Genomic DNA, 26,008 nt, shown 5'->3' with positions numbered 1-26,008 from the left:
GACTGTCGTGACCGCCAAGCTTTCCAATCTTGCCGCCATCGATGCCGCCCATCACATGCATCCGTTCAACAGGATGACCGAGCTCAACGAGCAGGGCGCGCGGCTGATCGCCCGCGGCGAGGGCGTCTATATCTTCGATGGCGCGGGCCGGAAATATCTCGACGCCTTTGCCGGGCTGTGGTGCGTCAATGTCGGCTACGGCCGCACCGAGATCACCGAGGCGGTGGCGCGGCAGATGCAGGAGCTCCCCTATTACAACACGTTTTTCGGCACCACGACGGCGCCGACGGCGCTGCTCGCCCAGAAAGTGACCGAACATGCCGGCGCAAATCTCAACCGCGTGTTCTTCACCAATTCCGGCTCCGAGGCGACCGATACCTGGTTCCGGCTGGCACGCATCTACTGGGCCGCACAGGGCAAGCCGGGCAAGAAGCAGGTGATCGCACGCCGGAACGGCTATCACGGCTCCACCGTGGCCGGCGCCTCCCTCGGCGGCATGAAGCACATGCACGAGCAGGGCGATCTGCCGATAGAGGGCGTGCATCACATCGGCCAGCCCCACTGGTATGTCGAGGGCGGCGCGCTTTCGCGCGAAGGGTTCGGGCTGAAAATGGCGCGCGAACTCGAAGATAAGATCGATGCGCTCGGCGAAGACACGGTGGCAGCCTTCGTCGCCGAACCCGTGCAGGGGGCAGGCGGCGTCATCGTGCCGCCCGACAGCTACTGGCCGGAAATCGCCCGCATCTGCAAGGCGCGCAACATCCTGCTGATCGTCGATGAGGTGATCTGCGGTTTCGGCCGTCTGGGCGAGTGGTTCGGCTACAAGCATTTCGGTGTCGAGCCGGACATGGCGCCGATCGCAAAAGGCCTGTCGTCCGGTTATCTCCCGATCGGCGGCGTGCTGATCAGCGACCGTGTCGCGGATGTACTGGCGCAGGAGGAGATCCATCACGGCTACACCTATTCCGGCCATCCGGTGGCAGCTTCGGCGGCGCTTGCAAATCTCGCCATCATCGAGAACGAGGGCCTGGTGGCGCGGGTGCGCGACGAGATCGGTCCCTATTTCGCCGAAGCCTGGAAAAGCCTTGAGGATCATGCGGTGGTCGGCGAGGCGCAGGTGGTCGGCCTGATGGGCGGGCTCCAGCTTTCGCCCGACAAGGCCGTGCGCGCCCGTTATGCCAAGCCGGACGATGCCGGCGTGCTGGTGCGCAATCACTGCCTGGAAAACGGTCTCGTCATGCGCGCCACGGCCGACCGCATGCTCGCCTCGCCGCCGCTTGTCATCAGCCGTTCGCAGGTCGACGAGATGATCGAGAAACTGCGTGCCGGCCTGGATCACCTGCGCGACGCGCGCATGGGATGATGGTGGTCTGCTCCGGTCGCCAGAAGCGTCCGGGACAAGCCGGATCTGTCTTTATTGGCGCGCCGGGATCCACAGGTAGCTGAAGTCCGCCGCCTTGGCGCCGCCCGAAAACTGGTAGGGCACGCGCATGGTTTTGATCGCAGCAGGATGCGGAACTGCGGCGTTCTCGCCAAGAAGGGCAAGCACTTCCGGCGGGATCGGCTGGAGCGCACCGTCAGTCGCCTTGCCGGCCCACAGGAGAAGCGTGCTGCCGTTCGTGGGCGCGGGCGCGTCCTGCCGTAAAGCGGCGTCCTTCGGCGTGCGCAACAGGGCCTGCGGTACCAGAATTCGGGCAGCACCACCGAGATAGGGATCGTCGCTGATGATGACGGCAGGAAGCGCACTGTCGCTTTCGGCCAGCACGCGTTCGACAAAGGCGCGGTAGGGCACGGTTTCCTTGTTGTAACGGCCAAGACGGGGGCCAATTGCATTGGCGGCGAACAGGTAGAGGACGAACAGGGTGGCAACGCTCAAGGTGGCGATGGCCAGGCGCTTGAGGCCGACCTCAGCGGCGATGCCGGCCGCATCGAGCTTCAGGCAGAGATAGAGCGGAAACAGCATCAGGAAGGGCGCAAGCCATTTCTGGCGAATGCTGCTGGCGCCGAAGCCGAGTGCAATCAGCGCCACGATAACGAGGCAGACGACGAGCGTGAGGCCGATCAGGCGCGTCCAGCGGCTGTGCGCTCGCGCTGCAGCGCCGATCCTGCCGTGAAAGGCGATGGCGAAGAAGATCAGGGTCGGGACGGTGCCTTGCAACGCCGAGACGACGATGGATGCCAGGCCGCCGAGGCGATCGATCAATGGATTGCCGCTGCCATCCTCGTGCATGGCGGAAATCGTGCCAGATGTGGCCGTTTCGAGATGGTCGAGAACCCACAGCATGTGCGGCAGGCAGATCAGGACGGCAATCACGAGCGCCGGTATCAGCCGCCAGTCGAAGACCCGCTTGCGGAATTCCGCATCCGCCAGCGCCGCGACGAGAGCGGCAGCCGGCAGAATGACGAAATTGTACTTGGTAATGGTGCCGAGCCCAACGATGAGGCCGGTGGCGAGATAGGCGGCAAGGCTCGGTCTCGTCAGCGTGCGAAGGAAGGTCAGCAGGAAAAGCGCGACGAAACAGAAGAGCGCGACCGCATGCGTGAGGTCGCGCTGCACCATCACGATGATCGCCGGCATGGTCAGCACGCCCAGCATGGCGGCGCTGGCCATCTGGCGATCTTTTGCCGCCACGCGGGCGGCAAGGCCGAAGATGATGCAGGTAAGCGCGAGCAGCAGGTTCTTGAGCAGGGTCAGGCCGAGGATGGATGGACCGACCAGTTCGAACATGCCGATCTGCAGCCAGTTGTAGAAGGGCGGCTGGCGACCGTAACCCATCAGCAGATATTGCGACTGGAGGATCTGCTCGGCTTCATCCGGCTGCAGGGCGTCCGAGCGGATGAGGCGCAGGATCACCGACAGTGCGAAATAGCCGAGGATCAGCCACAGGATAGCCTGCGGTCGCGCGAAAAAAGCCACGGGTCTAGCCGTTGCGCTGCGGGTCGCTGCCATAAACTTCCCTGACGATATAGCTGAGCGTGCTGTCGTCGCGATAATAGACGCGCGCCATCATCTCAGCGAGAATGCCGGTGGTGATCATCTGCACGGAAGACAGGAACAGCATGACGCCGATGAGGAACAGCGGTCGCGTGCCGATATCGTTGCCGAGGACGAACTTGTCGAAGCCGAGATAAACCAGGACGACGGCCGAAATGGCGCCGAGGCCGAGGCCGAGCGACCCGAAGAAATGCCCCGGCCGCGCCTTGAAGCGCATGAAGAACATCACCGACAGAAGGTCGAGAATGACGCGGAACGTGCGCGAAATGCCGTATTTCGAAGTGCCGTGCTCGCGCGCGTGATGGGTGACCGGCATTTCGCCGATGCGCGAGGACGGCACGACGCCCGCAACCCAGGCCGGGATGAAGCGATGCATTTCGCCCATGAGCTGAACCTGCTTGATGATCGAGGCGCGGTAGATTTTGAGCGAACAGCCGTAATCGTGCAGGCGCACGCCGGTGATGCGGCCGATCAGCCGGTTGGCGATCCAGGACGGAATTTTTCTCAAAACCAGCCCGTCCTGGCGGTTGCGGCGCCAGCCGACGAGAAGGTCGAGTTCGCGGCGCTCCAGTTCCGCCACCATTTGCGGAATATCCGTCGGATCGTTCTGCAGGTCGCCGTCCAGCGTCGCGATCAGGCGGCCTTTGGCCTGGTGAATGCCGGCCTGCATGGCGGCGGTCTGGCCGAAATTGCGCTGCAGCGCCACGATCTTGAGGTCGAGACCGGGCTGCGAGACCGCGAGACGGGCATTGGCAAGCGTCGCATCCGTGGAGCCGTCGTCGACAAGGATAAGCTCCCAGCGCGCAGCGTAGCCGGCCATCGCCTCGCAGACGCGCGCGATCAGCGGGCCGACGCTTTCCTCCTCGTTAAAGATCGGAACGACCAGCGACAGTTCCAGCGGTTCAAGCGACATCAGCCGGGACGGGATCGATTCTGCTGTTGTCGCCACTCTGTCTTTCTCCTAATGCTCGGCGGTCGGGCAGGTGGGCAGGACGCCGCGACCGTCGAGAGATGAGGCATCCTCTATATGAAGAACGAACCGGTTGCCAGTCAGGGCCCGTGGATAATCCGCAATGCCATGTGGCTGGCAACGCTGGCAATCATCCTGGCCTATGCCGGCGTTATCGAATGGCTGTGGGGCTGGGCGCTGATTTTCGATCGCTGGCAGAAGGCCGGCTGGGGTGCAGCGGTGCTGGCGCTTGCTTTGCTGCTCGCAACCTACGTGCTGCGCACCTGGCGCATCTACGATTATTTCCCGGCCGAGACGAAAGGCCGGTTCGGCACGCTTTTACGGCTGGTACAGGTGCATAACCTGCTCAACATCATGATGCCGCTGCGCACCGGCGAGGCGAGCTTTCCTTTACTGATGCGCCGTGAATTCCAGGTGCCGCTCGCCCGTTCCACCTCGGCGCTGCTGGTGATGCGACTGTTCGATCTGCATGCGCTGCTGGCGGCAGCCGCCATCGGCAAGGTGGTGGACCTGCGCAGCGACGGCTATGGCGGCTGGCTGTGGCTGATCTGGCTGGCCTTTCTGGTCCTTCCGGCTTTTGCCTTCGCGCAGAGCAGCCGGGCGGTCGGCATGGCGAAGCGGATTCTGCCGGCCACTGGCAAGGGCGCCAAACTGGAACGCCTTGTCGAGGAGGCCGCGGCCGGTCTGCCGGCGAATGGCACAGCCTTTGCCCGCGCCTGGGGGGCGACACTGGTCAACTGGTTCGTCAAGATCGCGGTGCTGGCCTGGGTTCTCATGCTGCTTTGCGATGTCGATCTCGGGGCGGCGTTCGGCGGCGGTCTCGGCGGCGAACTGTCTTCCGTGCTGCCGGTGCATGCGCCGGCCGGCGTCGGCACCTATCCGGCCGGCATGACCGCTGGAGCCATCGCCTTTGGTGCGCCGACGGCAAAGGCGGCGCTGGACGCGCTGGGGCAAGCCGCCGTCAACGCTCACCTTCTGGTGGTCGTCGCCTCGCTGCTGGGAACGGCTATTTCGCTGCCGTTTGCCCGCGAGGTGAAAAGCTGAGTGAGCAGGCCGTCGCGGATCGGGCCGAACTGGACGGTGCGACGGCATTCGTCAGCAACGGTTGCCAAAGTGACGTGGGTTATGCCCAGTCATCCAGCAAAACCGCGATAGTGCGGAGGTGGCCGTCGGAAGATTGCTGAAGCTTACGAACCAGACTCTGGTCAGCTGTGAGGAGCTGACATTCCTCTTGTCGTGCCAATGCAATGTACATGCAGTCGTAAGCGGGATGATCGAGCAGGAATGCAAGTTCAGCCGATTGAACGATCAGCGATCTCATCTCGACGAACTCCATGCCGGTACTCTCGATCAGCATTGCCGCGAACCGGCCTTCGCTTGCCGTGAGTTCGCCGCGGCGAACCTTTTTCCAGAGAATGTTGGCGCATTCCGCGAGCATCAGTTCAGGCGCCATCAGCCTGTTCTGTTGGCGGACGGAAAGGGCCTTGTCCGTGCCAGTCTCCTCAACGACCCATTTGATCGCGACGCTGGCATCGATGACGAGAGGCGTCATCGTTCATCGCGCCCCTCTCGCATCAGGACCTCGGAAGGCGTGTGGTCGCGGCTCGCTGTGAGCGCCCTAAATTCCTTCGCCAAGCTTTCGAAGCTTGGGCTGTTGTGATGCCGTCCATGCCAGCCAATGCCGCGCATTTCCTCGACTTTCTGCCCAAGTTCGTGGTTCTTGACCAGAATGCGCAATGCCTCTTCCACGGCAGCTGCGTCGGATAGGCCGGTGATTTTCTCGGCGTTGTTGACCAGTTGATCGTCAAGCTTCACGGATCGGGTCATTTGGAACCTCCCACTCAGTTCCGATGATAGTCCGCAATCAGGTCAATGTCACTGGAACGCCGTCTCGTAGAAACTGCGCAGCTTGCGTGAATGCAGCGTTTCCGTCGGCATTTCGGCCAGTTTCTGCACGGCGCAGATGCCGATCTTCAGGTGCTGGCTGACCTGCGTCTTGTAGAAGGCCGTGGCCATGCCCGGGAGCTTCAATTCGCCATGCAGCGGCTTGTCTGAAACGCACAGAAGCGTGCCATAGGGCACGCGGAAGCGGAAACCGTTGGCGGCGATCGTGGCCGATTCCATGTCGAGGGCGACGGCGCGGGCTTGGCTCAGGCGCTTCACGGGACCGGCCTGGTCACGCAGTTCCCAGTTGCGGTTGTCGATCGTGGCGACCGTGCCGGTGCGCATGATCCGTTTCAACTCGAAGCCTTCGAGGCCGGTGATCTCCTCCACCGCGCCTTCCAGCGCCTGCTGCACTTCGGCGAGCGCCGGGATCGGCACCCAGACCGGCAGGTCGTCGTCGAGTACATGGTCCTCGCGCATATAGGCATGCGCGAGCACATAATCGCCGAGACGCTGGCTGTTCCTCAGACCGGCGCAGTGGCCGACCATCAGCCAGGCATGCGGGCGCAGCACCGCAACATGGTCGGTAATCGTCTTCGCATTCGACGGGCCGACGCCGATATTGATGAGCGTGATGCCGGAGTGATCGTCCTTCTTGAGGTGATAGGCGGGCATTTGCGGCAGGCGGCCCACTGCTTCGGGAGCCGATGTGGCGCCGGCCGGGGTGACGATATTGCCCGGCTCGACAAACGCGCTATAGCCATGGCCGCCTGCGGCCATGAGTTCCCGAGCCCATGCGGTGAACTCGTCGATATAGAACTGGTAATTGGTGAACAGGACGAAGTTCTGAAAATGATCGGCGCCGGTCGCCGTGTAATGGGCAAGGCGGGCGAGCGAATAGTCGATGCGCTGGGCGGTGAAGGGCGCAAGCGGCGCCGGTTCGCCGGGCAGGGCCTCGTATTCGCCATTGGCGATCAAATCGTCGGTATTGTTGAGATCGGGCGTATCGAACAGGTCGCGCAGCGGATGATCTGCCAACGCGCTCGAGCCCGAGGCTTCCACATGCGCGCCTTCGCCGAAGGCGAAATGCAGCGGGATGGGCGTCGTCGATTCCGACACGATCACCGGCACATGGTGGTTGCGCATCAAGAGTTCGAGCTGTTCGACCAGATAACGACGGAAAAGCTTTGGCCGGGTGATCGTGGTCGTGTAGACGCCCGGCGCCGAGACATGGCCGTAGGACAGACGCGAATCGATATGGCCGAAACTCGTCGTCTCGATACTGACCTGCGGATAAAACGCGCGGTATCGGCCGGCCACCGGCCCGCCCCGCGCAAGCGCCTGAAAGGCATCGATCAGAAAGGCGGTATTGCGCTCATAAAGCGCGATGAGCGCCTCGACGGCCTGTTCGGCATCGTCGAAAACCTGCCGTTCGGCGGCAGCGGGGGAGATGCAGGTCATGGGGAAAAGCGTCTTTATCCGTTTGTTCATGCAGCACTATAATACGCAGCGCGTCACAAGCGGAAGACATCTGTTTGATGGTTTGTGGCAGTCACCCGGATATTCTGGTCCGGCGCACGGCGCGTGAAGCGGCACGACAGTCGCTGTGAGCTGCGTTCGCCCCGGTGACTGCGAAAGCCAGTCACCCCTGAAAATACCGTCTAGCGTATGAAACGCAGTGGCGGCGCCTGCGCCGCAGATCGAACCTACAACGAAACGGAGCATGCCTGTGACGGGCCGCAAAGCGCTTGTGCGTTCAGTCGCGTCATCGAGTTCCTGCCCTGATGCGTCACCAGAGCCGAGAAGGAGAGGGCGAACACGCACATGATGAGCGCCAGGATGGTCATGCGTCTTGCAATGATGGTCATGCCATTTGCCCTCTGATCATCTGATTTGAGCTATCATCCGGCCATCCGGCTGAACGGGCGCTGAGACACCCGTTCATCGGACGGACAGAAGCGTTAACAGCTATGCCGATCCGCGTTTGGCGCGCAATCTGCGCCCGGAAACGTCAGATGCGGGTCCAGGTCTGCGTCTTGCACAGGATCTTCATCACGCAGCCCTTCATCTTAAGCGAATTGCCGCTGACCGAGCCGGAGCCGCTATAGGTCTTGTCATTGGCCGGGTCGGTGATCTGGCCGCTGTAACTTTCGCCCTTGCCGTCCATCTTGCCGATCTGCTTGCCGGCATGCTTGCCCGTTTTCAGCGTCACGCAATAGGCGCCGCCGCAGCGGGCAATCTGCGCGGTCTCGCCGCTTGCCGTCTTCCAGCTGCCTTCGATCGGTTCGGCGGCAAGAGCGCCGGACGCGCCGAACAGCAGCCCGGCCAGAACCATGAAACGTTTCATCGCAAACTCCTCCTCAAAGCCGCGGGCGATAAGCGTCCGCCGGCATAGTCCTCCCTGCCGACACTCTAAGCGACGGCCGGTGCAGATTATCTTACGCACACGTAAAGGTAAACTGTGGGGATCGTGGATAAGAAGAGCGTCGGATGCGGTCCCTGGTCCCGCCCTTGCGGCCATTCACAGCAGCCCATGCCGATCCTTGGTGAACGAAGCGTCAATTTGGGGAGCTGAATTTTGTGTAAATTTTAGACCCGATCGCCTGTGCGTCAGGGGATGCGATGTTTAACAAAAAACCAAGTTTACCAAGCGTTTGGACTTTGTTTGCAGCCAATTAATCATGCATTTTAGGCGAATTTTGAAATCCCGCTGGCATAGTCGAAGCATCAAACGAGCGGGGAAGCCCGCCACCCGAGAGATCGAAAAGCCGCTCGAACGGCGATCGTCGGGGCCCCATGAGGGCCGATGAACAGGGACTGCAACAACGACGTCTTAAACAGGGATCACGTCAGATGGCACGTTTTGAAATGCATGAAACCGAACTGGCCGGCGCTGCCCAGATGGGCGGGGCCGACCGCGCCGAAACCTTTTGCGACATGGGTCTGATGTATGCGACCGGCCGCGGTTGCCCGGTCGATCTTGTCGCCGCGCACAAATGGCTCAACATCGCCGCCATCAAGGGCTCCGACAGGGCTGCCGAGCTGCGCGCCGATCTGTCACACCAGATGAGCAAGACCGAGATCGCACTGGCCCTGCGCGCCGCCCGCGACTGGATGACCATGCATTAAGACGGGCTCGCGGCATCGATACGAAAGCCATGAACGGCTTTCGGCACGGCCGATCTTGCCTGTCTTGAAATGCTGCGGCGTCCTTGCGCGCCATGACGGACGCACAAGGACGCCGCAGGCTCAAGCCTTTCGCATTCTACGGCAGAGCCTGCCGAACGCATTATCGCCAACCGGTCGCTTTAAGAATCGGGGCATGGCAAAGCATCAATGACCGCGACCGGCAGGAACAAGGCCGGCGCGGTCTTTCTGTATGGCTAGGACAGTGCTTTCAGCACCTGCGGCAAGGCCTCTTCGAGAAGGGCCATGTCCTGCGGTGTGCCGGCGCTGATGCGGATGCAGCGATTGAGGGGCGCCACGCCCGGCATGCGGATGAAGACGCCGTGATCCATCAGGCCCTCGACGATGGCGCGGGCATAAGCGCCGTCGCGGCCGCAGTCGATGGCAACGAAATTGGTAGCGGAAGCAAGCGGCAGCAGGCCGTTGTCGCGGGCAATGCGACCAATCCGTTCGCGCGAGGCGGCAATGTCGCTGATCACGCTTGTGAGGTAGGCCTGATCTTTCAATGCCGCCAGCGCCGCAGCCGTGCTGATACGCGCCATGCCGAAATGGTTGCGAATCTTGTCGAAGGCTTTGACGGTGCCCGGCGTCGAGATGGCGTAACCGATGCGCGCGCCGGCCAGGCCATAGGCTTTCGAAAAGGTGCGGGTGCGCACGATATTGGGCCTGTCGAGAAGCGCTGCGATGGCCGGCGTCGCATCGGCAGGGCCGGTTTCGCAATAGGCCTCGTCGAGGATCATCAGGCAGGTTTCCGGAAGGGCTTTCGCAAAGGCGACGATATCGTCTGCCTTGTGCCAACTTCCCATCGGATTGTCCGGATTGGCGAAATAGACGAGGGGTGCGTTTTCGCGGCGCACGAGATCGGCCAGACCGTTCAGGTCTTCGCGGTCGTCGACATAGGGCGTTGTCACCAGCCGTCCGCCGAAACCGGCGACATGGAAATTGAAGGTCGGATAGGCGCCGAGCGAGGTAACCACGGGAGAGCCTGGTTCGATCACCATGCGCACGATCAGGCCGAGCAGATCATCGATGCCTTCGCCGACGGCAATATTGTCCGCAGCAATGCCGAGATGCTGGGCAAGAGCCTGCCTCAACTCGAAATTCTCAGGGTCGTTGTATTTCCAGGTATCGGTGGCGGCTTCGGCAATCGCTGCGATGACCTTCGGGGAAGGGCCGAACCCGTTTTCATTGGCGCCGATGCGCGCCTTGACCGCCACCCCGCGATTGCGCTCGATCGCTTCCGGCCCGACGAAGGGAACGGTGGCGGGCAGGCTGCTGATGAGCGGCGTGAAGCGGGAAAAGGACGACGGGTCAGACATGGGCGCATTCCGGTTGGGCAAAGCCGGCACAATAGGTCCAAATCGGTCCCGTGCAAGCGCATTTGGCGTCGGCCGGTGCGTCTGCGCGACGAAGATCACGACGGTGCGGCGTCGAAACCCAGGCGGATGACATGGTGAAGGAAGTCGGCATCGATCAGCATGTTGAAGCCGACCGTCAGCCTGTCCTGCGCGCGGCTGACCAAGGTGCAGCCGATCTCGTCGCGTATGCCGAAAATTTCCAGAAAGAAATGAGCGGGCACGACGGCGCCGGCGGCGACCTCGAGCGTTGCCCCCTGGACCGACATCCTGCGGATCTGGCAGGGCAGGCTTTGCCGGGTCGAAAGATGGTGCTCGACAAGTATGATCCGGCCCGGCCGATCGACGACGAACGGCTCGTAGATTTTCTCGGGCGAGACAATGGGCGCGCTCGGCGGCATGAGACCCCTCCCTGGGCCTTGTCGTGACGGCAGTCCGGTGCGTTTCCGCTCATATATATTGAGCCGCACCGGTAAAATAAGAATGAGCGCCGCCAAGGCTCGGCCTGTGTGCGCCGGTCTCGCCCATCCCGCTGGTTCCCCCTGCCGTCCAGGCTCGCCATGCCGGCCTGCTCCGGAAAGCCGGGTTGCGGTACGCGCCAGGGAACCGGTGTTTGCATGAAGCCGGTGTTTGCATGAAAAGTGCCGCGCGGACCAACCTGCGCCGATACCACTCGGTTGACGGCTCGGCGGCACGGCTTTACCCCTCTCAACGGCCCGCGTCCGGCGGGCGTCCGATCGAGAGGATATGACGTGAGCGCAGGCAGGCTGGTAATCATCGGGGCGGGACAGGCGGGACTGGCGCTGGCGGCCCGGCTGCGGGCGCTCAACGACACGCGCCCGATCACCATGCTCGGCGCCGAGGATGTGGCACCCTATCAGCGCCCGCCGCTTTCCAAGAAATATCTCTCGGGCGAGCTGCCGTTCGACAGATTGCTTCTGCGCGGCCCGGAATGGTTCGTCGAAAACGCTATCGACCTGCGCCTTTCCGCCTTCGTGGAGGAGATCGACCGCGACGCTTGCCAAGTGACGCTGCAGGACGGCACCAGTCTCGACTATGATGCGCTTGTGCTCGCCACCGGCGCCACGCCCCGCACCCTGCCGGCCGAGATCGGCGGCGATCTGGCCGGCGTTTACGTGATGCGCGCCAAGCGCGACGCCGATCGGATGGCAGCCGAGATGAAGGAGGGCCGACGCCTTCTGGTGATCGGCGGCGGTTACATCGGGCTCGAAGCGGCAGCGGTCGCCCGCACGTTTGGGCTCGACGTGACGTTGATCGAGATGACGGACCGTATTCTCAAGCGCGTTGCCTGCGCGGACACGGCCGCCATCCTGCGCGATATCCACAAGGGGCATGGCGTCACGATTCTCGAAAATACCGGGCTGAAGCGGCTGATCGGCAAGGACGGCCGCGTTACCGCCGCCGAATTGTCCGACGGAACGGTGATCGATGTCGACGCCGTCATCGTCGGCATCGGCGTTACCGCCAACGATGAGCTGGCCGGGGCCTGCGGCCTGGATGTCGGAAACGGCATCCTTGTCGACGAATTCACCCGCACTTCCGATCCCCGCATCCTGGCGGTCGGCGATTGCACCAGCCTTCCCTGGCAGGGCGAGCGGGTGAGGCTCGAATCGGTGCAGAACGCCATCGATCAAGCCGAGGCCGCAGCCGTGGTCCTGTCGGGACAGGAGATCCCCTATCAAGCAAAGCCGTGGTTCTGGTCCGACCAGTATGACGTCAAGCTTCAGATCGCCGGCTTCAATCTCGGCTTCGACGAGACCGTGGTGCGGCCTGGCGCCCGGCCGGGCAGCGTCTCGGTATGGTATTTCCGGCAGAATCGCTTCGTCGCCGTGGATGCCATCAATGACGCCAAGGCCTATGCCGCCGGCAAGCGCCTGCTCGATCAGGGCCGTCAACCGAATCGCGCCGTGCTTGCCGATCCGGATGCCGACCTGAAGCTTCTGCTGGCCTGAGCCATTGCAGGGGCGTGGAAAAGCGCCGCTGCGACAAGGAAATGTCGCGGCAGGCGTGAAAAGACCTTGCAATCGCGATTCTTCCCGAATAATCACCACGGCACCGGAGAGGTGGCCGAGTGGTCGAAGGCGCTCCCCTGCTAAGGGAGTATACCCGAGAGGGTATCGTGGGTTCGAATCCCATCCTCTCCGCCATCAAACAAAATTCCCCACATATCCGGTTCCGCGACAGCCATTCCAACATGGTTGGTTCCGCATGATGCCGGATCGCCGCCCTGCGGCTGCTGTCGCCCGCTTTCTTTTGAATATCACGATATGTCGCCCATCAGGAATCGCGGTCCTGGCGATTGACGGGGGAAGCGATTCCCTGCTTCTCCACAGGCACGGAAGCGTCTTTTCGGGGCTTAAGTGCCTGCTTCCCAAGGCAATTGTTAAGGATTCGTAAAAATTGAACGATCCTCAACAGGCGTTTTGTGTCCTTTGCGCAACAGCGTGATTGGAAGCGGGGGCGATGAGCTGCAATTCTCCCACTTCAACATTGCGTGCGCGGGCCGGTCTTGTATTTTCACTCTCGGAAGCGCGGCGGTGGATCGCACGTTTTCGAATACCGACGGGGATGGGGCAGGGAATGCTGTCCTTCAGCTAAAAGAACCCAGACCCTTATGTAACTTTGACTGGAGGTCAAAAATGAACATCAAGAGCCTTCTTCTCGGCTCCGCTGCTGCCCTCGCAGCAGTATCTGGCGCCCAGGCTGCCGACGCTATCGTTGCTGCTGAGCCTGAGCCCATGGAATACGTTCGCGTTTGCGACGCCTTCGGCACCGGCTACTTCTACATCCCGGGCACCGAAACCTGCCTGAAGATCGGCGGCTACGTTCGTTTCCAGGCTGACGGTCGTTCGGACTTCGCAGTTGCCAACCCGAACGGTGGCGCATTCGTTCAGGACGGCGGCTACCGCACCAACACCCGCGGCCAGCTCCGCGTTGAAGCCAAGTCGGACACCGAACTCGGCACGCTCGGCTCGCGCATCACGCTCCGCGCCAACACCAACACCGACGACGACTTCTACCTCGAAGACACCTACCTCGAGCTCGGTGGCCTCCGCGTTGGTTACTTCTACAACTACTTCGATAACGGCCTTCCGGGCGAAACCGTCCTCTCCGACGGCGGCCCGATCGCTGGCGCTTCCTACGTTGGTGGCAACACGCTGAACAACTCCATCCGTTACACCTTCGACGGCGGCGCTTTCCAGGCCTACGTCCAGGCTGACGCATTCAACTCGGAACTGGGTTGGAAGACTTCGGAAAACGACGGTGACGACGATCTCGGCGTCAACGGCCTGATCGCTGGCAAGCTCGGTGGCGTTGCTATCGACCTGTTCGGCGCTTACGACTTCGACTACGAAGAAGCTGTTATCGCTTCGACCCTGACGGCTGAACTCGGCCCGGGCACCCTCGGCGTCTTCGGCGTATACTCCTTCGGCCCGTCGCGTTACTGGGACTTCTCCGAGTGGAGCGTTGGTGCAGAATACGCAATCAAGGTCACCGACAAGTTCTCGATCACGCCTGGCGCTCAGTACTGGGATAACATCGTTTACTCTGCTGGCGACTACAACGGTGGCGACGCATGGCGCGTTGGTGTAACGGCTGACTACGCCATCACCACCAACCTGTCTGCCAAGGCGACCGTCAACTACACCGACGTCGACACCGGCATCGACTCCGACGACCGTTGGGACGGCTTCTTCCGTCTGCAGCGTTCGTTCTAATCTGACCTTTCAGGTTTGATCGGAAAGCCCGGCCTCTGGCCGGGCTTTTTTGCGTTTGCGCCCTGCCCGTCGGCATGACTTCCGCCGGCAGCGGGAAGGGGCGCTCGCTCGCACTATAAAAGTTGTGACAAAAAAGTGACGCATTCGCCGCAACTATGTGGCGAGGCATGTGAGTGATGCCGGATTTGCTTGAAAGCCGGTTATGCACATGTACGTTGTTCTCGTGATATTGAATCGCCAAATCGGGGAATGACCTATGAACATCAAAAGCCTTCTTCTCGGCTCCGCTGCTGCCCTGGCAGCCGTTTCCGGCGCTCAGGCAGCTGACGCAATCGTCGCCGCTGAGCCGGAACCCATGGAATATGTTCGCGTCTGTGACGCGTTCGGCGCAGGCTACTTCTATATCCCGGGCACGGAAACCTGCCTGAAGATCGGTGGTTACGTCCGTTTCCAGGTTGATGGACGTAGCGATTTCGATCTCGACGGCTTCGGCACTGTCGAAGACGGCGGCTACCGCACCAACACCCGCGGTCACCTCGTCGTTCAGGCCAAGTCCGATACGGAACTCGGCACGCTGACTGGTCTCATCACCATGGAAGCGAACACCAATTCCGACGACGACTTCTTCCTTGACGAAACCTATATCGAACTGGGCGGCCTTCGCGTCGGCTATTTCTACAACTACTTCGATAACGGCCTTCCCGGCGAAACCGTCCTCTCGGACGGCGGTCCGCTCGGTGGCAGCGTCGCCTATATCGGCGGCGACACGCTTAACAACTCGATTCGCTACACGTTCGACGGCGGCGCGTTCCAGGCCTATATCCAGGCCGACGCTTTCGATTCGCAGCTGGGTTGGAAGACGGATGAAAACGGCGGTGATGACGATCTCGGCGTCAACGCCCTGATCGCAGGTAAGTTCGGTGGCGTTGCCATCGACCTGTTCGGTGCCTACGAGTTCGACAACGAAGATGGCGTCATCGCCTCGACGCTGTCTGCCGAAATCGGCCCCGGCCAGCTCGGCGTCTTCGGCGTCTACTCCTTCGGTCCTTCCCGTTACTGGGACTTCTCCGAGTGGAGCATCGGTGCGGAATATGCCATCAAGGTCACCGACAAGTTCTCGATCACCCCCGGTGCCCAGTATTGGGATAACATCGTGCCGGTTGCTGGCGATTACGAAGGTGGTGAAGCATGGCGCGTCGGCGTGACCGCCGATTACGAAATCACCACCAACCTGACAGCCAAGGCGACCGTCAACTACACCGATGTCGACGTTGACTTCGGTGGCGTCGGCGACGGCGACCGTTGGGACGGCTTCCTGCGTCTGCAGCGCTCGTTCTAAGCCGGAAGGCCATTCAAACATTAGCCCGCGGATTGTCTCCGCGGGCTTTTTTGCGTCTTGTGCGAGACGGCTGGACGCCGTTATCTGCGATGCAGCGCATCCGGCTTGATCGGCATTAAGCAGCGTGACGGCTGCGCAAGTTTGATCTCCCTTGCCTTCGTCTGTCGCGCGGCAGCATCGTCTGGCAAATGCCACCAAACTGGCGGCCACGTTCCCATAGTTTGTATGGCGCCACGTGTTCGGTCCAAAAGGGTAAAGGGAACTTTATAGCGCGCGGCGGCGGACCGATGAGCGCGCGGACTTGAAAGCGCGCGGACCGGCGGAGCGTGCGGACGTTGGCGAGATTGTCGCCGCAGTACCTGTCCGGCAGAGCCCGTCCGGCGGTCGCGGCCGCTGCCTCCCGCGAAAGGCGTTACCGCCGCCCGAACCGTAGGTCGTCCTCGATATCGGCCGTCTGGCCGAGCCGTGTCTTGTAGACCTGATAGTTTTCCATCACCCGCTGCACGTAATTGCGGGTTTCGGGGAAGGGAATGCGTTCGATCCAGTCGATCACGTCATCCAGGGATTTGCCGCGCGGGTCGCCATAGCGGGCGATCCATTCCGGCACCCTGCGCGGACCGGCATTATAGGCGATGAAGGTGAGGATGTAGGATCCGCCGAAACTGTCGATCTGCTCACCAAGATAATGCGCGCCGAGCGTGGCATTGTAGCCGGCATCGGTGGTCAGTCTGGCGGCCGTATAGGGGATGCCGTGGCGGCCGGCGACACCCTTGGCGGTGCCCGGCAGGATCTGCAACAGGCCGCGCGCATCCGCCGGCGAAACGGCGGACGGATTGAACGCGCTTTCCTGTCGCGCGATCGCATAGGCCAATGCCTTGCCGGAGCCGGCAATGTCGGCGGAGGAGGGGATGACGCCGGTCGGATAGGCGAGCGCCGCAACTTCGATGCCGCGGGCAAAGGCGCTCTTGCCGATCTGCAGCGACAGCGCATGATCGCCGTTCCTCTCGGCGCGGGCAGTAAGGATGGCCAGTTCGCCGGGGCTGGTGATCTCTTCGGCCAGCGACCGATAAAGCGCGTTGGCGCGGCTGTCGTGGCCGGCGGCATCGAGCCGGTCGATGGCGCGCACAACCTCACGGTTCTCGAAATTGCGTCGGTCTGCCTCGCTTGGCGCGGGATAGGCGACGTTCAGCACCTTGGTGCCAAGCTTGGCTGCTGCCAACTGGCCGTAGAATGTACCGGCATATTGCGCAGCCTGGCGGTAGAAGTCGCTCGCCCTTCCGGGGCCGCCGGCCTCTGCGGCGCGGCCGAGCCAGTAAAGCGCGCGTGAGGCGGAGAGTGGCCGCGACGAGGCGGTCAGAATGGCGCGAAAATGTTTTTCGGCGGCCTGGGGGTTGTTAAGCTCGCGCAGCGCGTAGAAACCGGCATGGAATTCCGCATCGACGATATCGGTCGCAGCCGTCGCCGTGTGGTGGGATACCACGCGATAGGCTTCGGCATAATCGCCCCGGTCGGCGAGACCGCGGGCAATGATGCGACGCTCGTTCCACCATTCGCCGCCATTGACGAGCCGGGTGGCATCGCGCGGCGCTTTGTCAAGCAGTGCCGCCGCCTCGCGGTAACGGTCCTGATGCCGCAGCGCTTCGATCCGGGCAAACAGGTAGGCCGGATCGCGGCTCCAACGCGCCGATGCGGCATCGAGCAGCGCATCGGCATTCTTCGCCCCGCTCGCGACCGCCGCCCAGGCCTTGTAGAGCGCCTGTGCCTGGCCAAGATCGGCAAAGTGGGCGGCCTGCGCGGCGCGGCCGCGATACATCAGGTAGTCCATCCGCGCCTTGTGGTCGGACGCGGAAAGCAGGCCCGAAAATTCCTTGAGGATGCGGTCCTCGGTTCCCTTGTCGAGCGCGTCGCCGGTCCAGATCGTGCGCAGCGTGCTTGCGGCGCGCCCTGAGCTTCCGGTAGCGACGAGCGCCCGGGCAAGGATGATCGCGCCTTCCGGGGTTTCCGCCGCACTGTTTCCGAAAGCGGCAAGCACCTGGGCCGGCGCCGGATTTTCCCGGTAAAGCGCCCTTTCGGAATGGCCGCGCAGCCGGTTGAGACCCGGCCAGCCGTGCAATTGACTTTGTGCCGCGGCGATTTCGGACGAGGGGACGCCCGGCAGTCCCGACGTGGCGATCGCCCAGGTCAGGATCTGCCGGTCGAGCGAGCCCGCAGCAAGCGTGTTGCGGGTGGCGATTGCCATCCCGGCATCGCGGCCGGACAGCGCGTCGAGACCTGTCTTCAGAGCGCCGACCACGCCGGGTCGGTCGCCGCGCAGCGGCAGGGGTACGGACGGAATGGAACCGGTAATATCAGGCGATGGCAGGGCGGCGGCCGACACGGGCGCATCGGGGCGCACGAAGGGCAGTGGCACCGGTCCTTCGGGCAGCGGCGCAGCGGTGCCCGTCCGGGGATCGAATGCGCCCGCGGTCAATCCGAGGCCGAGGCCTGCGAGGATCAGAACATGATGTCTCATTCACCGTCCACGTAATAACCGCGTCGAAGCCTGATGGACCGCCCCGTCCGGCAGCTTGCGCGCATCTTCATACCCTCGATGGCGAGCAGTGTAGCGCCATGCCCTATACCATAAATTAACGAGGATGCCGATTAACGATCGCTTACCGCATCCCGGTCCATCCGCGCTTTTCCCCGGGGTGATCGTCACGAAAGCGTCATCGCTGCGCTTGTCGGCGGATCGACGGCGCTTTATGGTGCCCACCGACGGGGTGAAACCTATAGAAATGGATTGCGGCCGAAGCGTGGATCACCATGGATTCCGGGCCGGCAAGGAGAGTTATTGCATGTTCAAGGGATCGATGCCCGCTCTTGTTACCCCGTTTACGACGGAGGGCGCGGTCGACGAGCAGGCCTTTGCGGCGCATGTGGACTGGCAGATCACGGAGGGGAGTTCCGGTCTCGTGCCGGTGGGCACGACCGGCGAATCGCCAACGCTGACCCATGCCGAGCATAACCGCGTGGTCGAATTGTGCATCGAGGCCGCCGCCGGACGCGTGCCGGTCATCGCCGGCGCCGGTTCCAACAATACGCGGGAATCGATCGAGCTTGCCATGCATGCGGAAAAGGCCGGCGCCGATGCCGTTCTGGTCGTCACGCCCTACTATAACAAGCCGACCCAGAAGGGCCTGTTTGCGCATTTTTCCGCCGTGGCCGAAGCCACGAAACTGCCGATCATCATCTACAACATTCCGCCGCGCTCGGTGATCGACATGAGCCCGGAGACGATGGGTGCGCTCGTGAAGGCGCATCGCAACATTGTCGGCGTCAAGGATGCCACCGGCAAGATTGAGCGGGTTTCCGAACAGCGTATCGCCTGCGGCACGGATTTCATCCAGCTTTCGGGCGAGGATGCCACCGCGCTTGGTTTCAACGCCCATGGCGGCGTCGGCTGCATTTCGGTGACGGCGAATGTCGCGCCGCGGCTCTGTGCGGAGTTCCAGGCTGCGCTTGCCGCCGGCGATTACAGGACCGCGCTCGATTACCAGGATCGCCTGATGCCGCTGCACAAGGCGATCTTCATGGAGCCGGGCCTGTGCGGCGCGAAATACGGGCTCAGCCGCACGCGGGGCATGAACCGCACGGTGCGCTCCCCGCTGATGTCATCGCTGGAGCCGGCAACGGAGGCGGCGATCGATGCGGCGCTGCGCCATGCCGGCCTGCTGAATTAGGCTGCTGGACTGAGGCCTGCGGAGCCAGGTCACGACGGCATCGCTTGGCAACGCTTCCCTTTTGCCGTGCCGGACACTAGATAGGAATGAGAAAACCCCGGTCCGCGCCAAGGCCGGGGACATTTATTTCAAAAAGGCGACACGGAAGAATTCCCATGGCACCCAGAGGCAGCCAGCGCACCGTCAACAAGATCGTGGCCGAAAACCGCAAGGCGCGGTTCAATTACGAGATCGTCGATACCTATGAGGCGGGCCTGGTCCTGACCGGAACCGAGGTGAAATCGCTGCGCGAAGGCAAGGCCAATATCGCTGAATCCTATGCGTCCGACGAGGGCGACGAGATCTGGCTGATCAACAGCCATCTGCCGGAATATCTCCAGGCCAACCGTTTCAACCACGAGCCGCGCCGCCGCCGTAAGCTGCTTTTGTCCAAACGCGAGATCAGCCGCCTGCGCGCCGGCATCAACCGCGAAGGCATGACGCTGGTGCCGCTCAAAATCTACTTCAACGAGAAGGGCCGGGCCAAGCTCGAACTGGCGCTCGCCAAGGGCAAGAAGCTGCATGACAAGCGCGAGACCGAGAAGGAACGCGACTGGAACCGGCAGAAGTCGCGGTTGCTGAAGACGGGGTGAAGCCGGCAGGAGGCAATCTACAAAACTGCTTGCTGTTACGCCCTCGTCACCGGCACATGCAACAAATTACCCGAACCATCTTGCTTAATCTCCGGTAGTAATTGATAGTCGTGTCAACCGGAGGTAGGCGCACGATGAAGCTTTTCATGCTGGCAGGTTTGGCAGTCGCAATCTGTGGGTGCCCAGCGCTATGTCAAGACGTGCCGGCAGATACGGCCGCTTTGCTACGGGAGTGGGGGCGATATTGCCTGAACGACTTGCAAGGCAAAGTCGTTCTCACCGACGGTGTTTGGCTGAGCCGTGTAGACATCGATGGCGATAGTGCGGCTGACTTCATATACGATGGATCTGGGGTCGGCTGTGAGAAGGATGGCCGCTTTCTTGGAACACATTCTGCGGCGGTCGGTCCCATCCTCCAAGTCGTGATGTCTACTTCCACCGGTTCAGTAGAGGTCTTCCAACAAGCGATCAGGGCTGTGGAGATAGATCGGCATGACGGGTTCGGCGTTATCGCATACGATGGTGCTGGTGTTGGAAGTATATACCGCGTCGCCGCAGGAAAGATGATAGAGATGCTGGAACGGCCGGCCGGTGGCCAGAGAGTTTATATGCACGACGGTGACAATGCGAGGTTATTGGAGCCGCGCGTACCTGACGCGGTGGTAGCAACGTTGCTGAAATCCGATGATCTGGGATCGGAGGGTGCCTTGTATCTCGATCCATCCAATTTCCCTCCGCCGATCGCGGAAGCAATCTCCAACTGGAAGAGATACTGCGAGGAAATACAGGGTTTTGAAGCAGTTTTTTCCAAGGACTTCATTACTAACGTAGATATTGATCAGGATGGAGATAAAGACATCATCCTCGACGGACACGAAAAGATGTGCGTAAGGGGTGCCTCCGGCGAAGTAAGTGATCGTGGAAGCGGTAATGGTAACTCGATTGAAATATACACTGTAGCAAAGAGGGGTATGTCAGGCGAGCGGTTCGACAATATCAGGCGAGGCCGGGTAATTGAGTGGAAGGGCTTTGCAGTATTTGTATATGAAGCCACAACTGGGGTAAGGCATGTTGTACAGTTGAAGGGCGGCAAGTTAGCGAGTTTGAAGGCGGAACCAAGGGGTGGTAAGGTGGTTTACATTACGCAGGAAAAAACGCGATAAGCATCAAAGCGTCGTTGTGGTAGCCACGGTGGCTTACGGTTCTCGTTAGCAGTGAAAAAGATCCAACGGCGGTTCCGCGCAAAGTATCCTCGGTGAATGCCTATCAGTTTAATGATAAGTCTTGTGAATATGCCAAGTATCTCGATAGCTAATTTGATGACGTTTCTCGCAGTGCTCCTGATCAGCCGGTCCATTCATGCCGATACGGACCGATACATAGCACTCTTATAGGCGATCGTATTTGGCGCGTGGCCGCGTTGATGGCTAGACACATTTCAACGCACTGGTCGAGGTCGGGCAGGCGCCACCGCGGCCGGGGCGCCTGCATGGTTTTCATCTGGCGCGTATCAGGCGTCGGCGCTTTCAGCCGGCTCGATCGGCCGCTGCGGCCGCTCCGACGGGTCGCGGCCGATTTCGGCACGAAGCGACGAGAGGTCGATGAAATGGTCGGCCTGGCGGCGCAGATCGTCGGCGATCATCGGGGGCTGGGTTGCCATCGTCGAGACCACCGAGACCTTGCGGCCCTTGCGCTGAAGGGCCTCCACAAGGGTGGTGAAATCGCCGTCTCCTGAGAAGATGACGAGATGGTCGGCGGTTTCCGATTGCTCCATGGCGTCGATTGCCAGTTCGATGTCCATATTGCCCTTCACCTTGCGCCGGCCCATGGAATCCGTGAATTCCTTGGCGGGCTTGGTGATGACCTTGTAGCCGTTGTAATCGAGCCAATCGATCAAAGGGCGGATGGACGAGTATTCCTGATCTTCTAGCAGGGCTGTGTAATAATAGGCGCGTAGAAGATAGCCGCGCTTTTGAAAAGCCTTAAGCAGCTTACGATAGTCGATATCAAAGCCCAGGCTTTTGGAAGCCGCGTAAAGATTTGCCCCGTCAATGAAAAGCGCAATCTTCTCCCTAGGGTCGAACATTAATCCTCCACTCCCTTAATAATACGTCGGTGTGCCATGCAAACCGCCCAGCCTTTGAATTTGTAGCTGGAACACCCAGAATAACCGTTACATTACGCTATCTTGATATAAAAGTCATTTATGATAGCGCGTCGTAGAATCCAAACACCTTTTGTGGGCGCAACGCGATTGTCGGGGGTTGCCACGACCATGCGGGCTGCGGTCGTCAACAAAAACTTGAATTTTGCCGGCAATGCCTGTATCGGGCGTGTCAATCCCTGAAAGACACAGAGAAGAAGGACAGGCAATGGCCCGCGTCACCGTAGAAGATTGCATCGACAAAGTTGACAACCGCTTCGAGCTCGTCCTGCTCGCCAGCCATCGCGCCCGCCAGATCTCGCAGGGCGCCTCGATCACCATCGATCGCGACAACGACAAGAACCCGGTCGTGGCTCTGCGCGAAATCGCCGACGAAACGCTGTCGCCGGACGATCTCAAGGAAGACCTGATCCATTCGCTGCAGAAGCATGTGGAAGTGGACGAGCCCGAGCCCGATCCGTCGAGCCTGATCGCTGCGGGCGTGGCCGACGGCGTCGAGGAAGAAGACGCACCGGAAGCGGTCAATTTCGACCAGATGTCGGAAGAAGAACTGCTGGCTGGTATCGAGGGCCTTGTGCCCCCGGAAAAGAGCGACGATTACTAAGATTGATCGGATCGCGGGGAGGGCCTGTTCATCCTCTTGCCGCAATCTGAACGTCTTCTGTCTGATGGCTGCGCCGGTCACCCGATCGGCGCGGCATTTTTCGTTTCCCCTATAGGGCATGTCGAGGGACCGGTTACAGGATGATGCGGCAATATGAGCTCGTCGAGCGGGTGCAGCGCTACAAACCCGATGCGAACGAAGCTCTCCTCAACAAGGCCTATGTCTATGCCATGCAGAAGCATGGCCTGCAGAAGCGCGCCAGCGGCGACCCCTACATTTCGCATCCGCTGGAAGTGGCCGCCATCCTCACCGACATGCATCTCGACGAGTCGACCATCGCGGTCGCGCTTCTGCACGATACGATCGAGGATACGACGGCCACGCGCGCTGAAATCGACGATCTTTTCGGAGAAGATATCGGTCGCCTTGTCGAGGGGCTGACCAAGCTCAAGCGGCTCGACCTCGTCAGCAAGAAGGCCAAGCAGGCCGAAAACCTGCGCAAGCTGCTGCTCGCCATTTCCGACGACGTGCGCGTGCTTCTGGTCAAGCTCGCCGACCGGCTGCACAATATGCGCACGCTCGACCATATGGCGGCCGACAAGCGCGCCCGCATTTCCGAAGAGACCATGGACATATACGCGCCGCTGGCCGGCCGCATGGGCATGCAGGACATGCGTGAGGAGCTGGAAGATCTGTCCTTCCGCCACATCAATCCGGAAGCGTATGAAACGGTCACCAAGCGGCTGGCGGAACTCTCCAGCCGCAATGAAGGTCTCGTCACCAAGATCGAGGACGAATTGCGCGAGCTTCTGGTGGCCAACGGCCTCAAGGATGCCACGGTCAAGGGCCGGCAGAAGAAGCCCTATTCCGTTTTCCGCAAGATGCAGTCCAAATCGCTGTCCTTCGAGCAACTGTCGGATGTCTACGGTTTCCGCATCTTCCTGTCGGAACTTGCGGACTGCTATCGCGCACTTGGTATCGTCCATACCCGCTGGCGCGTCGTCCCCGGCCGGTTCAAGGATTATATCTCGACGCCGAAACAGAACGATTACCGATCCCTGCATACCACGATCGTCGGTCCGTCGCGCCAGCGTATCGAATTGCAGATCCGCACCCGTCGCATGCACGAGATCGCCGAGTTCGGCATTGCCGCACACGCGCTCTACAAGGACGGCGTCGGCAGTGACGGCGAACTTCTCTCGAAGGAAAGCAACGCCTATTCCTGGCTGCGCCGCACCATCGAACAGCTGGCCGAAGGCGACAACCCGGAAGAGTTTCTCGAGCACACCAAGCTCGAACTGTTCCAGGACCAGGTGTTCTGCTTCACCCCGAAGGGCAAGCTGATCGCGCTGCCGCGCGGCGCCACGCCCATCGACTTTGCCTATGCCGTCCACACCGATATCGGCGATACCACCGTCGGCGCCAAGATCAACGGTCGCATCATGCCGCTGGTCACCCGCCTGTCGAACGGCGACGAGGTTGAAGTCATTCGCTCCGGTGTGCAGGTGCCGCCCGCCGCCTGGGAAGAAATCGTCGTCACCGGCAAGGCGCGCGCCGCCATCCGCCGCGCCACCCGAATGGCGATCCGCAAGCAATATTCCGGCCTCGGCCATCGCATTCTGGAGCGCACGTTCGAGCGCGCCGGAAAAACGTTCTCCAAGGATGCCCTGAAGCCGGCACTGTTCCGCCTTGGCCATAAGGATGTCGAGGATGCAGTGGCGGCCGTCGGGCGTGGCGAGCTGTCCTCGCTCGATGTCGTGCGCGCCGTCTTCCCGGATTACAAGGACGAGCGCACCACCGTAAAACCGTCCGCCGACCAGGGCTGGTTCAACATGCAGACGGCGCAGGGCATGATGTTCAAGCTGCCGGAGACGCCACGCACCGCCGAACAGGCGGCGGCAGCCAGCGTGCAGGATGGCACGGGCCCCGGTCCGTTGCCGATCCGAGGCCTGTCCGGCAATCTGCCAGTCCAGTTCGCGCCCGCGGGCGCCGTGCCGGGCGATCGCATCGTCGGCATCATGGAGAAGGACAAGGGGATCACCATCTACCCCATCCAGGCCTCGGCGCTGCAACGCTTCGACGACCAGCCGGAAAGCTGGATCGACGTGCGCTGGGATATCGACGAGGCCAACAAGTCGCGCTTTCTCGCCCGCGTCTTCTTCAACACAATCAACGAGCCGGGGACACTGGCAACCGTGGCGCAGGCTGTCGCCAATCTCGATATCAATATCCGCACCCTCAAAATGGGCAGCAGCCGCGCCGCCGATTTTTCCGAAATCGAGATGGAGGTCGAGGTCTGGGACGTGCGCCAGCTCAACCAGTTGCTGACGCAGGTCAAGGAGCTCGACGTCGTTTCGAGTGTGCGCCGCCTCTACGACTAGAGTGGTTCGCCTTAACATCGCACGGCGTCGCGGCATCTCGGCACAGGCGCGGTGCCGAATGGCGCGCATTTGCCCATTTCATGCGCAGAGAGAAACGCTCCGTTAAGTCGACATGCGCCCAGTGCATGGCTGCCGCATCCGCTGAGCGTTGGTAAAATCGACTGAAAAACGGTACATGATGAACATCCAAAGCAAGGGATTAAAGAGATGTTCAAGCCACTTCGCCAGTTTGCCCGCGCCCTTCGCGCCCCGTCGGTACAGGAGCGTGAAATGGCATACCTCAACGAGTCGACCGACCCGATCGAGCTCGAATACCGCATGCGTCAGATCGATCGCGGCATGTTCCGCAAGGGTCTCTGACAGAATGATCGCGGCGGCGCGTTACCGCGCCGCTCTTGGCATTTGCCACATGGCGGTCTAGACGCTGATCCATGCCGTTTCGTCGCCGAAGCCCTGCCGGATGGGGCGAAAAGATCCGCAGCGCTGTCTGGCCCCGCAAGGGACCGAGCCGAAATCTTCGCTATCAGGCCCTTCGTGCGGCCCGCATCAGCGCCTCGCCGCATGCGGTTGCAGCCGGCATCGCCGCCGGTGTTATGGCCGGCTGGACGCCCTTTCTCGGCTTCCACATTCTTCTTGGCATCATGCTCGCCTTCATCTTGCGCGGCAGCATGGTTGCGGCCGCCCTCGGCACGCTCGTCGCCAATCCTCTGACATTTCCGCTGATCTGGTCGGTGAGCTGGGAGCTCGGCCATATCATGCTTGGTCATGCCGGGCCGGTTGATGGCGGCGCGCTGACCGGCCAGCATGTCGACCTTGCCGATCTTGTCCGCACACTGCGTTTTGCCGATCTCTGGCAGCCCGTCCTCAAACCCATGCTGGTCGGGTGCCTGCCTCTTGCCGCCGTCAGCGGGCTTGTTGTTTACGCCGCGACCTATATGGGTGTGAGAGGTTTTCGCGCCCGCCGGCGCGAGCGCATGGCGGCAAGACGACGGGGCTTGGCCAGGGCAGGGATTTGAGCGCGACGATTTAGGAGAGG

The 26,008-nt window shown here is 61.5% G+C and carries 24 protein-coding genes and 1 tRNA gene; 14 read left to right on the top strand and 11 right to left on the bottom strand.

From position 1 onward, the window contains the following. Nucleotides 1–7 precede the first annotated feature (7 nt). Entirely contained in the window at nt 8–1,363 is a 1,356-nt protein-coding gene (locus tag ACQKKX_RS13340; protein WP_427571166.1) for an aspartate aminotransferase family protein, read from the top strand. A gap of 51 nt (nt 1,364–1,414) precedes the next feature. On the opposite strand, the gene ACQKKX_RS13335 is transcribed toward ACQKKX_RS13340, so the two are convergent. Together ACQKKX_RS13335 and ACQKKX_RS13330 are read right to left on the bottom strand one after the other, a co-directional pair. Continuing rightward, entirely contained in the window at nt 1,415–2,917 is a 1,503-nt protein-coding gene (locus tag ACQKKX_RS13335; protein WP_427571165.1) for an ArnT family glycosyltransferase, read from the bottom strand. A 4-nt stretch (nt 2,918–2,921) separates the two neighbouring features. Next, nucleotides 2,922–3,944 (bottom strand): glycosyltransferase family 2 protein, encoded by a 1,023-nt coding sequence (locus ACQKKX_RS13330; RefSeq protein WP_427571164.1) that lies wholly within the window; start codon nt 3,942–3,944, stop codon nt 2,922–2,924. A gap of 78 nt (nt 3,945–4,022) precedes the next feature. On the opposite strand from ACQKKX_RS13330, the gene ACQKKX_RS13325 reads away from it, so the two are divergent. Then, on the top strand, nt 4,023–5,009 hold the full coding sequence (locus ACQKKX_RS13325; RefSeq protein WP_427571163.1) for a lysylphosphatidylglycerol synthase domain-containing protein: 987 nt from the start codon (nt 4,023–4,025) through the stop codon (nt 5,007–5,009). A 79-nt stretch (nt 5,010–5,088) separates the two neighbouring features. Here the strand turns inward: ACQKKX_RS13325 and ACQKKX_RS13320 are convergent, their stop codons facing one another. From ACQKKX_RS13320 to ACQKKX_RS13300, 5 genes are all read right to left on the bottom strand, one after another. Next, nucleotides 5,089–5,517, bottom strand: a complete 429-nt coding sequence (locus ACQKKX_RS13320; protein WP_427571162.1) for a type II toxin-antitoxin system VapC family toxin — start codon at nt 5,515–5,517, stop codon at nt 5,089–5,091. Continuing rightward, on the bottom strand, nt 5,514–5,792 hold the full coding sequence (locus tag ACQKKX_RS13315) for a type II toxin-antitoxin system VapB family antitoxin (RefSeq protein ID WP_427571161.1): 279 nt from the start codon (nt 5,790–5,792) through the stop codon (nt 5,514–5,516). Before ACQKKX_RS13315 ends, ACQKKX_RS13320 begins: the two co-directional genes overlap by 4 nt. A gap of 48 nt (nt 5,793–5,840) precedes the next feature. Beyond that, complete coding sequence (locus ACQKKX_RS13310; RefSeq protein WP_427571160.1) at nt 5,841–7,340, bottom strand: AMP nucleosidase; 1,500 nt, start codon at nt 7,338–7,340, stop codon at nt 5,841–5,843. A gap of 215 nt (nt 7,341–7,555) precedes the next feature. Next, nucleotides 7,556–7,717, bottom strand: a complete 162-nt coding sequence (locus ACQKKX_RS13305; RefSeq protein ID WP_427571159.1) for a hypothetical protein — start codon at nt 7,715–7,717, stop codon at nt 7,556–7,558. Between the two features lie 143 nt (nt 7,718–7,860). Further along, nucleotides 7,861–8,196, bottom strand: coding sequence for a DUF2147 domain-containing protein (locus ACQKKX_RS13300; RefSeq protein ID WP_427571158.1), 336 nt, complete (start codon nt 8,194–8,196; stop codon nt 7,861–7,863). A gap of 506 nt (nt 8,197–8,702) precedes the next feature. On the opposite strand from ACQKKX_RS13300, the gene ACQKKX_RS13295 reads away from it, so the two are divergent. After that, nucleotides 8,703–8,978 (top strand): SEL1-like repeat protein, encoded by a 276-nt coding sequence (locus ACQKKX_RS13295; protein WP_427571157.1) that lies wholly within the window; start codon nt 8,703–8,705, stop codon nt 8,976–8,978. A gap of 254 nt (nt 8,979–9,232) precedes the next feature. On the opposite strand, the gene ACQKKX_RS13290 is transcribed toward ACQKKX_RS13295, so the two are convergent. Both ACQKKX_RS13290 and ACQKKX_RS13285 read right to left on the bottom strand, forming a co-directional pair. Beyond that, the gene (locus ACQKKX_RS13290) at nt 9,233–10,354 is read right to left on the bottom strand and encodes a pyridoxal phosphate-dependent aminotransferase (RefSeq protein WP_427571156.1); all 1,122 of its coding nucleotides are present in this window, start codon (nt 10,352–10,354) and stop codon (nt 9,233–9,235) included. A 95-nt stretch (nt 10,355–10,449) separates the two neighbouring features. Then, a complete protein-coding gene (locus ACQKKX_RS13285) occupies nt 10,450–10,791 on the bottom strand; it encodes a hypothetical protein (protein ID WP_427571155.1) in 342 nt (113 codons plus the stop codon). Between the two features lie 351 nt (nt 10,792–11,142). On the opposite strand from ACQKKX_RS13285, the gene ACQKKX_RS13280 reads away from it, so the two are divergent. The 4 genes from ACQKKX_RS13280 to ACQKKX_RS13265 all read left to right on the top strand — a co-directional run bounded on the left by ACQKKX_RS13280 (nt 11,143) and on the right by ACQKKX_RS13265 (nt 15,469). Next, nucleotides 11,143–12,363, top strand: coding sequence for an NAD(P)/FAD-dependent oxidoreductase (locus ACQKKX_RS13280; RefSeq protein WP_427571154.1), 1,221 nt, complete (start codon nt 11,143–11,145; stop codon nt 12,361–12,363). A 105-nt stretch (nt 12,364–12,468) separates the two neighbouring features. Beyond that, a tRNA-Ser gene (locus ACQKKX_RS13275) sits at nt 12,469–12,558 on the top strand. Nucleotides 12,559–13,050: 492 nt separating this feature from the next. Further along, nucleotides 13,051–14,130, top strand: coding sequence for a porin (locus tag ACQKKX_RS13270; RefSeq protein WP_427571153.1), 1,080 nt, complete (start codon nt 13,051–13,053; stop codon nt 14,128–14,130). A 256-nt stretch (nt 14,131–14,386) separates the two neighbouring features. Then, the gene (locus ACQKKX_RS13265) at nt 14,387–15,469 is read left to right on the top strand and encodes a porin (RefSeq protein ID WP_427571152.1); all 1,083 of its coding nucleotides are present in this window, start codon (nt 14,387–14,389) and stop codon (nt 15,467–15,469) included. A gap of 412 nt (nt 15,470–15,881) precedes the next feature. Here ACQKKX_RS13265 and ACQKKX_RS13260 read toward each other — a convergent pair whose 3' ends face one another. Beyond that, entirely contained in the window at nt 15,882–17,981 is a 2,100-nt protein-coding gene (locus ACQKKX_RS13260; protein WP_427571151.1) for a transglycosylase SLT domain-containing protein, read from the bottom strand. A gap of 325 nt (nt 17,982–18,306) precedes the next feature. On the opposite strand from ACQKKX_RS13260, the gene dapA reads away from it, so the two are divergent. The 3 genes from dapA (at nt 18,307) to ACQKKX_RS13245 (ending at nt 20,986) form a co-directional block, all read left to right on the top strand. Continuing rightward, entirely contained in the window at nt 18,307–19,191 is an 885-nt protein-coding gene (gene dapA, locus ACQKKX_RS13255) for a 4-hydroxy-tetrahydrodipicolinate synthase (RefSeq protein ID WP_427571150.1), read from the top strand. A gap of 155 nt (nt 19,192–19,346) precedes the next feature. Then, a complete protein-coding gene (gene smpB, locus ACQKKX_RS13250) occupies nt 19,347–19,823 on the top strand; it encodes an SsrA-binding protein SmpB (RefSeq protein ID WP_306837647.1) in 477 nt (158 codons plus the stop codon). Between the two features lie 134 nt (nt 19,824–19,957). Next, the gene (locus tag ACQKKX_RS13245; protein ID WP_427571149.1) at nt 19,958–20,986 is read left to right on the top strand and encodes a hypothetical protein; all 1,029 of its coding nucleotides are present in this window, start codon (nt 19,958–19,960) and stop codon (nt 20,984–20,986) included. Between the two features lie 347 nt (nt 20,987–21,333). Here the strand turns inward: ACQKKX_RS13245 and ACQKKX_RS13240 are convergent, their stop codons facing one another. After that, nucleotides 21,334–21,909, bottom strand: coding sequence for an NYN domain-containing protein (locus ACQKKX_RS13240; RefSeq protein WP_427571148.1), 576 nt, complete (start codon nt 21,907–21,909; stop codon nt 21,334–21,336). Between the two features lie 286 nt (nt 21,910–22,195). On the opposite strand from ACQKKX_RS13240, the gene rpoZ reads away from it, so the two are divergent. The 4 genes from rpoZ to ACQKKX_RS13220 all read left to right on the top strand — a co-directional run bounded on the left by rpoZ (nt 22,196) and on the right by ACQKKX_RS13220 (nt 25,988). Continuing rightward, nucleotides 22,196–22,591, top strand: a complete 396-nt coding sequence (rpoZ, locus tag ACQKKX_RS13235; RefSeq protein ID WP_427571147.1) for a DNA-directed RNA polymerase subunit omega — start codon at nt 22,196–22,198, stop codon at nt 22,589–22,591. Nucleotides 22,592–22,731: 140 nt separating this feature from the next. Next, a complete protein-coding gene (locus ACQKKX_RS13230) occupies nt 22,732–24,972 on the top strand; it encodes a RelA/SpoT family protein (protein ID WP_427571146.1) in 2,241 nt (746 codons plus the stop codon). 207 nt (nt 24,973–25,179) lie between these two features. Then, complete coding sequence (locus ACQKKX_RS13225) at nt 25,180–25,332, top strand: DUF3563 family protein (RefSeq protein ID WP_427571145.1); 153 nt, start codon at nt 25,180–25,182, stop codon at nt 25,330–25,332. A 71-nt stretch (nt 25,333–25,403) separates the two neighbouring features. Continuing rightward, complete coding sequence (locus ACQKKX_RS13220; RefSeq protein ID WP_427571144.1) at nt 25,404–25,988, top strand: DUF2062 domain-containing protein; 585 nt, start codon at nt 25,404–25,406, stop codon at nt 25,986–25,988. The last annotated feature ends 20 nt before the right edge of the window (nt 25,989–26,008 follow it).

The organism is Neorhizobium sp. NPDC001467 (assembly GCF_050275975.1).
Classification (GTDB): Bacteria; Pseudomonadota; Alphaproteobacteria; order Rhizobiales; family Rhizobiaceae; genus Neorhizobium.
Note: the sequence above shows the minus strand (reverse complement) of the source record. Positions and strands in the feature narration are given on the sequence as shown.

What these genes read in the sequence shown, in the direction of transcription:
- dapA (WP_427571150.1), top strand. Translation starts at nt 18,307, where the DNA reads ATGTTCAAGGGATCGATGCCCGCTCTTGTTACCCCGTTTACGACGGAG.
- ACQKKX_RS13315 (WP_427571161.1), bottom strand. Translation starts at nt 5,792, where the DNA reads ATGACCCGATCCGTGAAGCTTGACGATCAACTGGTCAACAACGCCGAG.
- rpoZ (WP_427571147.1), top strand. Translation starts at nt 22,196, where the DNA reads ATGGCCCGCGTCACCGTAGAAGATTGCATCGACAAAGTTGACAACCGC.
- ACQKKX_RS13320 (WP_427571162.1), bottom strand. Translation starts at nt 5,517, where the DNA reads ATGACGCCTCTCGTCATCGATGCCAGCGTCGCGATCAAATGGGTCGTT.
- ACQKKX_RS13260 (WP_427571151.1), bottom strand. Translation starts at nt 17,981, where the DNA reads ATGAGACATCATGTTCTGATCCTCGCAGGCCTCGGCCTCGGATTGACC.
- ACQKKX_RS13305 (WP_427571159.1), bottom strand. Translation starts at nt 7,717, where the DNA reads ATGACCATCATTGCAAGACGCATGACCATCCTGGCGCTCATCATGTGC.
- ACQKKX_RS13245 (WP_427571149.1), top strand. Translation starts at nt 19,958, where the DNA reads ATGAAGCTTTTCATGCTGGCAGGTTTGGCAGTCGCAATCTGTGGGTGC.
- ACQKKX_RS13295 (WP_427571157.1), top strand. Translation starts at nt 8,703, where the DNA reads ATGGCACGTTTTGAAATGCATGAAACCGAACTGGCCGGCGCTGCCCAG.
- ACQKKX_RS13240 (WP_427571148.1), bottom strand. Translation starts at nt 21,909, where the DNA reads ATGTTCGACCCTAGGGAGAAGATTGCGCTTTTCATTGACGGGGCAAAT.
- ACQKKX_RS13230 (WP_427571146.1), top strand. Translation starts at nt 22,732, where the DNA reads ATGATGCGGCAATATGAGCTCGTCGAGCGGGTGCAGCGCTACAAACCC.
- ACQKKX_RS13220 (WP_427571144.1), top strand. Translation starts at nt 25,404, where the DNA reads ATGCCGTTTCGTCGCCGAAGCCCTGCCGGATGGGGCGAAAAGATCCGC.
- ACQKKX_RS13265 (WP_427571152.1), top strand. Translation starts at nt 14,387, where the DNA reads ATGAACATCAAAAGCCTTCTTCTCGGCTCCGCTGCTGCCCTGGCAGCC.
- ACQKKX_RS13270 (WP_427571153.1), top strand. Translation starts at nt 13,051, where the DNA reads ATGAACATCAAGAGCCTTCTTCTCGGCTCCGCTGCTGCCCTCGCAGCA.
- ACQKKX_RS13325 (WP_427571163.1), top strand. Translation starts at nt 4,023, where the DNA reads ATGAAGAACGAACCGGTTGCCAGTCAGGGCCCGTGGATAATCCGCAAT.
- ACQKKX_RS13225 (WP_427571145.1), top strand. Translation starts at nt 25,180, where the DNA reads ATGTTCAAGCCACTTCGCCAGTTTGCCCGCGCCCTTCGCGCCCCGTCG.
- ACQKKX_RS13300 (WP_427571158.1), bottom strand. Translation starts at nt 8,196, where the DNA reads ATGAAACGTTTCATGGTTCTGGCCGGGCTGCTGTTCGGCGCGTCCGGC.
- ACQKKX_RS13285 (WP_427571155.1), bottom strand. Translation starts at nt 10,791, where the DNA reads ATGCCGCCGAGCGCGCCCATTGTCTCGCCCGAGAAAATCTACGAGCCG.
- ACQKKX_RS13290 (WP_427571156.1), bottom strand. Translation starts at nt 10,354, where the DNA reads ATGTCTGACCCGTCGTCCTTTTCCCGCTTCACGCCGCTCATCAGCAGC.
- smpB (WP_306837647.1), top strand. Translation starts at nt 19,347, where the DNA reads ATGGCACCCAGAGGCAGCCAGCGCACCGTCAACAAGATCGTGGCCGAA.
- ACQKKX_RS13310 (WP_427571160.1), bottom strand. Translation starts at nt 7,340, where the DNA reads ATGAACAAACGGATAAAGACGCTTTTCCCCATGACCTGCATCTCCCCC.